Here is a 10,214-nt window from a genome sequence, read left to right as displayed (position 1 = left end):
ACACCCTCAACCGCAGGCCGCGACCTACACTCGACCTACATACCCCAGCCCAACGGCTCGCCGAGCTGCTCGAAACCCCAGCAGCCTGAACCGATGTTGCCTCGACCGTTTGACTTTGCCCCGGCATACCTGCACCTAACTCGCGACGGTCGCGACGTGTGCGCGTCGCCCCTGCCGTTCCAACCTTTGGCCAACCAGGGCGCCCTAGGTTCGAGCCTGACGCCACCAGTCTGCGTACTTCGAAGGGTGTGGACATGACGAAGATCGAACTCACCGTTGACGGAGGCAGGGTCTCCGAAGACGTCGAGCCACGGATGCTGCTCGTGCAGTTCTTGCGCGAAAAGCTCGGCAAGACAGGCACTCTCATCGGTTGCGACACCAGCAACTGCGGTGCCTGCACCGTCCATCTGAACGGGCACGCGGTGAAGTCGTGCAACGTGCTCGCTGTCCAGGCGGACGGCGCGGAGGTCACCACGATCGAGGGCCTGGCCGCGACGTATGACGGAGGGGACCTGCACCCGATGCAGGAGGCGTTCCACGAGTGTCACGCGTTGCAGTGCGGCTTCTGCACACCGGGCATGATCATGCGCTCGGTGGATCTGCTGAACGAGAACCCGGACCCGACGGAGGAAGAGATCCGCGAGGGCCTGGAGGGCAACCTGTGCCGGTGCACCGGCTACCACAACATCGTCCGCGCGGTGCAGACCGCCGCGGCCGCCGGGAGAGGAGCAGCGCAGTGACTCTCATCGATGACCGTCCGGCCGCCGAGATCGGCAAGGACCGGCGCCGCAAGGAGGACCGCCGGCTGATCACCGGCAGCACCCGCTACACCGACAACATCGTGCTGCCGGGCATGCTGCATCTCGCCATGGTGCGCAGCCCGTTCGCGCACGCGAAGATCACCTNAGGAGGACCGCCGGCTGATCACCGGCAGCACCCGCTACACCGACAACATCGTGCTGCCGGGCATGCTGCATCTCGCCATGGTGCGCAGCCCGTTCGCGCACGCGAAGATCACCTCGATCGACACCGCGGAGGCCAAGCAGGCAGCCAACGTCGTGGCGGTCTATACCGCCGCCGACCTCGACGAGTCGGCCGGCGTGCTGATCAACGCCTGGCCGATCACGCCGGACCAGAAGGCGCCGGTGCACTCGGTGCTGCCCGCCGATCGGGTCACCTTCGCCGGCGAGATCGTCGCCGTCGTGGTGGCGCGCAGCGCGGCGGCCGCCCGTGACGCCGCGGAGCTCGTCGACGTCGACTACGAGGAGCTGCCGGCCGCGCTCGACCTCAAAGAAGCTGCCCAGGACACGGTGCTCGCGCACCCGGACCTCGGCACGAACAAGTCGGCGTTCTGGGTCTTCGACTCGGCGCAGGCCGGCACCGGCGGCGACGTGGAGGAGGCGATCGCCCAGGCGCGCACCGACGGAGTGCTCATCGAGCGCGAATACCGCCAGAACCGGCTGATCCCGGCCTTCATGGAGCCGCGTTCGGTCGTCGTCGATCCGACGGGGGAGCAGCTGACGATGTGGTCGGCCACCCAGGTGCCGCACATCCTGCGGTTCGCGCTGGCCGCCACCACCGGTGTGCCCGAGTCCAAGATCCGGGTCATCGCACCGGACGTCGGCGGGGGGTTCGGTGGCAAGCTGCAGACCACCCCCGAGGAGTGGCTGGCCTGGTGGATCGCCCGGCAGCTGCACAAGCCGGTGAAATACACCGAGACGCGGTCGGAGTCGATGGTCGCCGCCCACCATGGACGCGACCAGTGGCAGAAGCTCACCCTCGCTGCCACCAAGGACGGTCAGGTCACCGGTCTCAAGGTCGAGCTGACGGCGGACCTCGGATCGTATGTCGCCATCGTCGGCGGCGGCGTCCCGGTGCTGGGTGCGTTCATGTTCAACGCGATCTACAAGATCCCGGCATACCACTTCGCCTGCCAGACGGTGCTGACCAACAAGACCTGGACCGACGCCTACCGCGGCGCGGGACGGCCGGAAGCCACCTTCGCGATCGAGCGGCTGATGACCGAGCTCGCCGATGAGCTCGGCATGGACCCGCTCGAGCTGCGCGAGAAGAACTGGATCAAGCACGAGGAGTTCCCGTTCACCACGGTCGCCGGGCTCGAATACGACTCGGGCAACTACGAAGCCGCCACCGAGGCCGCCAAGCAGTTCTTCGGGTATGACGAGCTGCGTGCCGAGCAGGCGCGTCGTCGGGAAGCCGGCGACCCGGTGCAACTCGGCATCGGCATCTCCACGTTCACCGAGATGTGCGGTCTGGCACCGTCCCGGGTGCTCGGCTCACTCGATTACGGAGCCGGCGGATGGGAGCACGCGTCAGTCCGGATGCTGGCCACCGGCAAGGTGGAGGTGGCCACGGGCGCGAGCGCGCACGGCCAAGGGCACGAGACGGCGTTCAGCCAGATCGTCGCCGACCGGCTGGGCGTGCCCTTCGAGGACGTCGAGATCCTGCACGGCGACACCCAGGTGTCCGTGAAAGGCCTGGACACCTACGGATCGCGGTCACTCGTGGTCGGTGGTGAGGCGCTCGTGCGGGCGGCCGACAAGGTCGTCGAGAAGGCCAAGCCGGTGGCCGCCCACCTGATGGAGGCGTCGGTCGACGATCTCGAGTTCAGGTCCGGGCGCTTCCAGGTCAAGGGCACCGATCAGGGCCTGTCCATCCAGGAGGTCGCGGGTGCGGTCTTCACCGCGCACAACCTCCCGGACGGTATGGAGCCGTCGATCGACGCCGAGGCGACATACGACCCGGTCAACTTCAACTACCCGCACGGCACCCACCTCTGCGCGGTCGAGGTGGACACCGAGACGGGGCAGGTGAAGCTGCGCAAGTACACCTGCGTCGACGACGTCGGCAACATCGTCAACCCGCTGATCGTCGAGGGCCAGGTCCACGGTGGCCTCGCCCAGGGCATCGCACAGGCGCTCTACGAGGACGCGGTCTTCGACGACTCCGGCACGCTGGTGTCCGGTTCGTTCGTGGACTACCTGATGCCGAGCGCCGCAGACCTGATCAGCTTCGACGTGCACCACTCGACCACCCCGGCGACGACGAACACCTTGGGCACCAAGGGTGTCGGCGAGGCCGGCACGATCGCCTCCACGCCCGCGGTGGTCAACGCGGTGATCGATGCCGTCCGTCCGCTGGGTGTGAACGACATCGTCATGCCGTGCTCTCCGGCACGGGTCTACGCGGCCATCGCGGCCGCGCGGGCCGGCGATACCGGCTCATCGGCGGAAGGAGCAGGCCAATGATTCCCGCAGCATTCGACTACGCGGCTCCGGCGAGCGTCGACGAGGCGCTCGCGCTGCTGGCGGAGCACGGCGACGACGCCAAGATCATCGCCGGCGGGCAGTCGCTACTGCCGGTGCTCCGGCTGCGCCTCAACGCACCGGAGTTCGTGATCGACCTCGGCAAGATCGACGCCTTGCGCGGTGTGCGTGACGAGGGTGACGCCATCGTCATCGGCGCCATGACCACCCACGCGGCGGTCGCCTCCGACCCGCTGGTGGCCGAGCACGCGGCACTGCTCGGTCAGGCGGTGCGGACGGTGGCGGACGCGCAGGTGCGCAATCGCGGAACCTTCGGCGGCGCCCTGGCGCACGCCGATCCCGCCGGCGACGTCGGCGCTCCGACGCTGGCGCTGGACGCCCAGTTCGTCATCGCCGGGCAGGGCGGAGCGACCCGCACCGTCGGCGCCGTCGACTTCTTCGTCGATCTCTTCGAGACGGCGATCGGCGAGGACGAGCTGCTGACCGAGGTCCGCATCCCGAAGCACACCGGCTGGGGTGCGCATTACGAGAAATTCGTCCGGATCGCGCAGCAGTGGTCGATCGTCGCGGTCGCGGCGACCGTGCGGGCCGAGGGCGGCACGACCGCCGAGGCGAAGGTCGCCCTGACCAACATGGGATCCACGCCCATCCGCGCGGCGGGCGTCGAGCAGGCCCTGCAGGGGCAGCCGGCGACCGAGGACGCCATACGGACCGCGGTCGCCGACGTGGCCGACGGCACCAACCCGCCCACCGACCTCAACGGTGATGCCGACTACCGCAAACATCTCGCGCAGGTGCTGACCCGTCGCGCGGTGCTTGCCGCTGCGGGAGGATGACCGCATGGATCTGACACATTCCTTCACCGTGCCGGCCGGCGTCGACGACACCTGGGCGGCGTTCCAGGACATCGAGTCGGTCGCCGAATGCTTCCCCGGGGCACAGATCACCTCCGCCCAGGCCGATTCGTTCGAGGGGACCGTCAAGGTCAAGCTCGGTCCGATCGCGTTGGTCTACAAGGGCACCGGCACGTTCACCGAGCGGGACGAGTCGGCGCACCGGATGGTCATCGACGCCAAGGGCAAGGACAAGCGCGGCAACGGCACCGCGGGTGCGCTGGTCACCGCGACCATGACCGAGGTGCCCGGCGGCACCGAGGTCCAGGTCGTCACCGACCTGTCGATCACCGGCAAGCCGGCGCAATTCGGCCGCGGCGTCATCCAGGACGTCTCGGACAAGTTGCTCGGGCAGTTCGTGGACTGCCTGCAGGCCAAGGTCGGCTCCGACGGTGCCGCGGAGGCGCCGCCGGAGGACACGGCCGCAGTGCCGGCGACCGCCGCATCCGCGACGCCCGCGGCCACACCGGCCGCATCGGTGCCGGTCACACCGCCACCGACGCCTGCGCCGGCTGCCGGACCCCCGAAACCGAGGTCCGAGGACAACGCCCTCGACCTCGGCGCGACGGTCCTGCCGGTGATGGCGAAGATGTACTGGAAGCAGGCGGCGGCGGGTCTCGCCGGTGTCGCCGTGCTCGGTGCGGTGGTCAGGCGACTCCGCCGGCACTGACACCCGGCGTCACCGGTTACGCCGCCCGCACCACCATCGAATCGCGCACGGCGATCCAGGCGACGGCGGCGCAGCCGGCGAGGACAGCGGTGACGGTGAACGCCGTCGGGAAGCCCCATTCCTGCGCGAGGAAGCCCCCGGCGACCGGACCGATGACGGTGCCCAGGTCCTGGCTCATCTGGTAGGTGACCAGGACCGGGCCACCGCGTCCGTGGCCGAACATCACGTCGGCGAGCACCGCCTGTTGCGAGGGGCTGACCATCCCGGTGCCGATGCCGCCCACGAGTGTCGAGGCGAACGCGATCCAGACGTTGCTCGTGAGGGCGAGTGCGAGGGTGGCGAGGGCGAGGACCGTCATGCCGGCGACGATCAACGGGCGACGGCCGATCCGGTCCGACAACCGGCCGGCCGGCATCATCGCGATCACATCCCCGCAGGCGTAGGTCGCCAGTGCCAGCCCGGCAACGCCGTCCGGCTCGTGCAGCACCATCGAGAAATAGAGCGGCACGAGCGACACCCGCATCGCGTACACCCAGCCGAAGATGGCCGCCGTGACCACGGCTGACCGATAGGCGCCGATCCCCAGCGCGGTGGGGAGCGGCATGACGGCGACGTCCGTGGTGGTGTCCACGGCGGCGAGGGTGCTCCCGCGCAGCTGAAGATGGACGACGGCGATTGCACCGAAGAGCGCCACGGCATACACCACGAACGGGACGCGCAGGCCGAAGCCGATGAGCGCACCGCCCAGCATCGGGCCGGTGATGCTGCCGAGCACGAAGCTGGAGGAGTAGAGGCCGGATACGCGGCCGCGAATGGCCGGTGGGGAGATGCGGATCATCAGGCCCATCGCCGAGACGGAGAACATGATGGAGCCGACGCCGCCCAGGCCGCGGAAAACCATGAGCTGCCAATAAGTTTGGGCGAACGCGGAGGCGAGGGTGGACAGCGCGACGATGAACACGCCGAGGAGGTACATCGGTCGCTCCCCGAACCGCGTCACCAGTCGACCAGTGCTGGGTGCGAAGGCGAGCCGCATGACCGCGAAGGCCGAGACGATCGCGGAGGCGGCCGTCACCCCGACCCCGAAGCTGTGCGCGAACTGGGGGAGGGCCGGCGCGACGACGCCGTAGCCCAGGGCGATCACGAATCCCGCCGACACCATCACCCAGACCTCGCGTGGCATCGGCGGCGTGGCGGTCTTGGTGGTCATCTCCGGACCATTATGTCGTCGGCCAGCGGTGGCCGAGTAAGGGCCGGAGGAGCGAAGCGGGGGAGGACCGCATCGAGGTCCCGCGCACCGATCACTTCACCGGCTGAGCAGCACGAGCACCTCGTGGTGCCGGGTCTGCGGGAACATGTCGAACAGCCGTGCCCGACGGACCTGGAAGGACGGCATCACGTCGAGGTCCGCGGCCAGGCTGGTCACGTTGCAGCTGGAGTAGAGGACGTGCCGGACGTCCGAGCGCTCGAGCTGCCGGGCCAGGCCGCCGATGCCGCGACGGGGTGGGTTGACGATGACCAGGTGTGCCCGTGAGCCGCCGCTGAGTGCCGCGGTGGCGTCCCCGGTCTCGAACCGTATGTCGCCGAGCGCTTCCCGATCCGGCAACTCCGTCGCGCTGAGGTTGGCGCTCGTCACAGCGTCGGCCGAGACCTCGACACCCCGCACCCGCGCGGAAGGGGTGCCGAGACCCACAGCCGCGTGCAGCCCGAAACCGCCGACCCCGCAGAAGAGATCGAGCACATCGGCGGTCTCGATCTCCGAGATCCATTCCTGCGCTTGGTGGTACAGCCGGGCGGCGACGGCCGTGTTGGTCTGGAAGAAGCTGCGCGGGCGCACGTGCAGCGTGATGCCGTTCAGGCGCATCGGCAGCGTCTGCTGCTCGGTGAGGAAGAGCTCCTCAGCGCCTTCGAGCGCTGCCTTGTGCTCCGGCAACAGGTTGACGGTGACGACGCGGGTGCCGGGGACGGCCGCACGCAGCTCGGGCAGCGCCTCGCGCAGCCGGCCCAGCTGGCCCGGCGAGCGCATGACGAACCGGATCATCGTCTCGCCGTCGGGGGAGTGGGTCACGATGAGGTGTTTCAGCTCGCCGGTGCGGCGTGGGACGTCGTATGGCGTGAGGCCGAGCTCCGCCACGAAATCCGCGAGCTGCCGCACCGTGCGACCGAGCCCCGGCTCGTAGAGACCGCAGCCGCGCAGGTCGACGCCGTGCCCGGCGCGGTCGAGGATGCCGAACGTCGGTGCCGTCCGGGTACCGCCGACGACGAGCTTCGCCTTGTTCCGGAAGTGCGACTCGGGGCCGTGTGCGGCCGCCTCCCACTCGGCGGCGGGGAAGCGGTCGGCGAGTGCCTCCGCGACTGCGGACTGCAGGTCGCGCAACTGCGCGGCATACGACTGGCCCATGAGGGTGCACGACCGGCATGCCTCGGCGTCGAAGTAGTCGCACTGCATGGGACTGATTCTCCCCGTGTCGGATCGGCGGGCTGTCGTGGGCCGCGGCATACGCTGGAGTGACGATGTCCACTACCCGAATGTTCGTCGCCATCCGCCCGCCGGAGCCGATTCGCGAGCAACTCGCGGACTTCCTCCGTCCCCGCGACGGTATGACGTGGATCGACCCCGACCAGTGGCACGTGACGCTGGCGTTCCTGCTGGCCGTGCCGGCGCATCGCGAGGACGAGCTCGTCGACGCGTTGCGACGAACGGTGTTGCGACATTACAGGTTCGGGATGCGATTGACCGGCGCCGGCGCCTTCCCGAACCCCGTCGCGGCACGCGTCATGTGGATGCGCCCCGACGTCGATCTCAGCGCCCTCGCGACGGGCATTCGCCACGCCGCCAACTCGGCCGGCGCGACGCCCGACGGTCAGCGGTTCGTCGGACACCTGAGCGTGGCACGGCCCCGACGACCGGTCGACGCGCGACGCTGGCTGCAGGTGCTGAACACCTTCGACAGCGACGAATGGCAGGTGGAGGAGGTCGAACTGATCGCGTCATACCTCGGCGAAGGGCCGCACGGCCGGCCACGGCACGAGGTGGTCGCACGTCTCCCGCTACGAGACGAACCGGACGGTCGATAACACCTGCGCAGGTGCTGGGCTTACGCTCTCGCCTGCGACACGACGCATGGCAGCCAGGAAGGGACGGTGGACATGGGTGAGCTGACCGACCCGGGCACGCCGGGCGACGAAGAGACCGCCGCGGCGGACCACGAGGCCGACGGGGCCGAGGAGTCCGACGAACCGGACCACGAGGTCGACACGGACGAGGCGCCGGCAGGCAAGGGCGCTGTTGCGAGCGTGGACGCGGCGGGCGCGCATGCATCGGTCACCGACGAGCCCGGTCAGCACGGGCACACGACCACGGGGAAATCGGCTGCGGTCGCGACCCACGGCCCCGCCGCGCTGGTCGCGCTGGCCGCGCTGGGGGTCGTGTTCGGCGACATCGGCACCAGCCCGCTCTACTCGCTGCAGACCGTCTTCTCGCTGGACAACGGGCTGGTCCGTCCCAAACCGACGGACGTCTACGGTGTCGTCTCGATGGTGTTCTGGTCGGTCAACCTGATCGTGTCCGCCAAGTACCTCGCGCTGCTGATGCGCGCGGACAACGACGGCGAGGGCGGCGTCATGGCCCTGGCCGCGCTGGCCCAGCGCATCATGGCCAAGAAGTCCGCCAAGCACGTCGCCGTCGCGGTGATCCTCGCCATGCTGGGCACCAGCCTGTTCTTCGGCGACTCGGTGATCACCCCCGCCATCTCGGTGCTGTCGTCGGTCGAGGGCCTGAAGATCGTGTCACCCGGTCTCGGTGAGTTCGTCCTGCCGATCACCCTGGTGATCCTCGTCGTGCTCTTCGCGGTGCAGCGCTATGGCACCGGCAAGGTGGGGTCCGCCTTCGGCCCGATCATGCTCATCTGGTTCATCGTCATCGGTTTGCTCGGGTTGCCGACGATCATCCAGCACCCGGGGATCATTGCCGGACTGTCACCGACCTACGCAGCGGTCTTCGTGATCGAGCACCCCTACCTGGCGTTCGTGGCCATGGGCGCCGTCGTGCTCTGCATCACCGGGGCGGAGGCGCTGTATGCCGACATGGGTCACTTCGGCCGACCGGCGATCGCCCGCGCGTGGTTCTTCGTCGTGCTGCCCGCGCTGACCTTGAACTACCTGGGCCAGGCGGCGCTCATCCTGGCTCACCCGCACACGGCCAGCAACCCGTTCTTTCTGCAGGTGCCGCACTGGGCGCGTGTCCCGGTCGTCGTCCTCGCCACCGCCGCCACCGTGATCGCGTCGCAGGCGGTGATCTCCGGTGCCTTCTCCCTGTCCCGGCAGGCCAGCAGCCTCGGCCTGCTGCCCCCGTTGACGGTGCGGCAGACCTCCGACAAGGCCGTGGGTCAGGTCTACCTGCCGGTCATCAACACCTCCATGTTCGTCGTCGTGATGGCGCTGGTGCTGGCGTTCGGCAGTTCCCAACGACTGGCCACCGCGTACGGCATCTCGGTGACCGGGGCGTTGCTCGTCGACACCACGCTGATGCTGGTCGTCTCGCGCGCGTTGTGGCACTGGACGACCTGGAAGATCGTGCTGGCCGCGGTCGTGTTCGGTGGTCTCGAGCTGATCTTCCTGCTCGGGAACCTCACCAAGGTGATTCATGGCGGCTGGCTTCCGCTGGCCATCGCCGCCGCGCTCTTCATCACCATGACCAGTTGGCAGCGGGGTCGCGACCTGGTCACCGCCAAGCGCACCCGGCTGGAAGGATCGCTGACCGAATTCGTCGACAGCGTGCACAGCCGCGGGGTGCTGCGGGTGCCGGGGACGGCTGTCTTCCCCAACCCGAACAAGGACAGCACGCCGCTGGCCATGCGGGCCACCGTCGAGTACAACGGCATCCTGCACGAGCAGGTCATCATCATCTCGGTCCTGCGGCACCGGGTGCCGCACATCGAGCCCAAGAAGCGGCTGGAGATCCACGACCTCGGCCACCGCAACGACGGCATCGTGCACGTCAGCGTGCACATCGGATTCTCCGACCGGCCGGACCTGCCCGCCGCCATCCGCCGGGCCAGTCACAAGATGCTGCCCAAGTTCGGCATGACGATCGACCCGGACAATGTCACCTATTTCCTGTCCCGGGCCGCCATTCAGCGCACCAACACTCCCTGCATGCCCGGCTGGCGGAAGTCGATCTTCCTGGTGCTCGCGCACAACGCGGCCGACCCGGCGCGCTACTTCAACCTGCCGATCGAGCGCACCGTGACGATGGGCTTCCCGATCGATCTGTGAGTCGCCCCGCGGCGCATCGATCGCACAGCTCAGAGTCGGGTCGCGGGATAGTGTCAGGTCGTATGGCGATGACCGCGAGCGAGCAGA

Annotated in this window: 8 protein-coding genes; 6 read left to right on the top strand and 2 right to left on the bottom strand. The window is 68.8% G+C overall.

What is annotated here, in order from left to right:
• Positions 1-254: 254 nt before the first annotated feature.
• The 4 genes from ACN8HC_RS11575 to ACN8HC_RS11560 all read left to right on the top strand — a co-directional run bounded on the left by ACN8HC_RS11575 (position 255) and on the right by ACN8HC_RS11560 (position 4,850).
• Positions 255-740 (top strand): (2Fe-2S)-binding protein, encoded by a 486-nt coding sequence (locus tag ACN8HC_RS11575; RefSeq protein ID WP_490074985.1) that lies wholly within the window; start codon positions 255-257, stop codon positions 738-740.
• A gap of 120 nt (positions 741-860) precedes the next feature.
• The gene (locus ACN8HC_RS11570) at positions 861-3,269 is read left to right on the top strand and encodes a xanthine dehydrogenase family protein molybdopterin-binding subunit (protein WP_490074993.1); all 2,409 of its coding nucleotides are present in this window, start codon (positions 861-863) and stop codon (positions 3,267-3,269) included.
• Positions 3,266-4,123 (top strand): FAD binding domain-containing protein, encoded by an 858-nt coding sequence (locus tag ACN8HC_RS11565; protein WP_490074984.1) that lies wholly within the window; start codon positions 3,266-3,268, stop codon positions 4,121-4,123. The genes ACN8HC_RS11570 and ACN8HC_RS11565 overlap by 4 nt, the downstream gene beginning before the upstream one ends.
• Before the next feature lie 4 nt (positions 4,124-4,127).
• The gene (locus ACN8HC_RS11560) at positions 4,128-4,850 is read left to right on the top strand and encodes an SRPBCC family protein (RefSeq protein ID WP_490074983.1); all 723 of its coding nucleotides are present in this window, start codon (positions 4,128-4,130) and stop codon (positions 4,848-4,850) included.
• Between the two features lie 16 nt (positions 4,851-4,866).
• On the opposite strand, the gene ACN8HC_RS11555 is transcribed toward ACN8HC_RS11560, so the two are convergent.
• Complete coding sequence (locus ACN8HC_RS11555) at positions 4,867-6,060, bottom strand: MFS transporter (protein WP_490074982.1); 1,194 nt, start codon at positions 6,058-6,060, stop codon at positions 4,867-4,869.
• Between the two features lie 96 nt (positions 6,061-6,156).
• On the bottom strand, positions 6,157-7,299 hold the full coding sequence (locus ACN8HC_RS11550; protein ID WP_490074981.1) for a methyltransferase domain-containing protein: 1,143 nt from the start codon (positions 7,297-7,299) through the stop codon (positions 6,157-6,159).
• Positions 7,300-7,364: 65 nt separating this feature from the next.
• Between ACN8HC_RS11550 and thpR the strand changes: the two genes are divergently transcribed.
• Together thpR and ACN8HC_RS11540 are read left to right on the top strand one after the other, a co-directional pair.
• Positions 7,365-7,928 (top strand): RNA 2',3'-cyclic phosphodiesterase, encoded by a 564-nt coding sequence (gene thpR / locus ACN8HC_RS11545; protein ID WP_490074980.1) that lies wholly within the window; start codon positions 7,365-7,367, stop codon positions 7,926-7,928.
• A 72-nt stretch (positions 7,929-8,000) separates the two neighbouring features.
• Complete coding sequence (locus tag ACN8HC_RS11540) at positions 8,001-10,127, top strand: potassium transporter Kup (RefSeq protein WP_490074979.1); 2,127 nt, start codon at positions 8,001-8,003, stop codon at positions 10,125-10,127.
• Positions 10,128-10,214: the final 87 nt, after the last annotated feature.

The organism is Flexivirga sp. YIM B11880, assembly GCF_058148645.1.
Note: the sequence above shows the minus strand (reverse complement) of the source record. Positions and strands in the feature narration are given on the sequence as shown.

Bases quoted from the DNA above. Each gene is read 5' to 3' on its own strand.
- ACN8HC_RS11575 (WP_490074985.1), top strand. From the start codon at position 255: ATGACGAAGATCGAACTCACCGTTGACGGAGGCAGGGTCTCCGAAGAC.
- ACN8HC_RS11565 (WP_490074984.1), top strand. From the start codon at position 3,266: ATGATTCCCGCAGCATTCGACTACGCGGCTCCGGCGAGCGTCGACGAG.
- ACN8HC_RS11560 (WP_490074983.1), top strand. From the start codon at position 4,128: ATGGATCTGACACATTCCTTCACCGTGCCGGCCGGCGTCGACGACACC.
- ACN8HC_RS11555 (WP_490074982.1), bottom strand. From the start codon at position 6,060: ATGACCACCAAGACCGCCACGCCGCCGATGCCACGCGAGGTCTGGGTG.
- ACN8HC_RS11550 (WP_490074981.1), bottom strand. From the start codon at position 7,299: ATGCAGTGCGACTACTTCGACGCCGAGGCATGCCGGTCGTGCACCCTC.
- thpR (WP_490074980.1), top strand. From the start codon at position 7,365: ATGTCCACTACCCGAATGTTCGTCGCCATCCGCCCGCCGGAGCCGATT.
- ACN8HC_RS11540 (WP_490074979.1), top strand. From the start codon at position 8,001: ATGGGTGAGCTGACCGACCCGGGCACGCCGGGCGACGAAGAGACCGCC.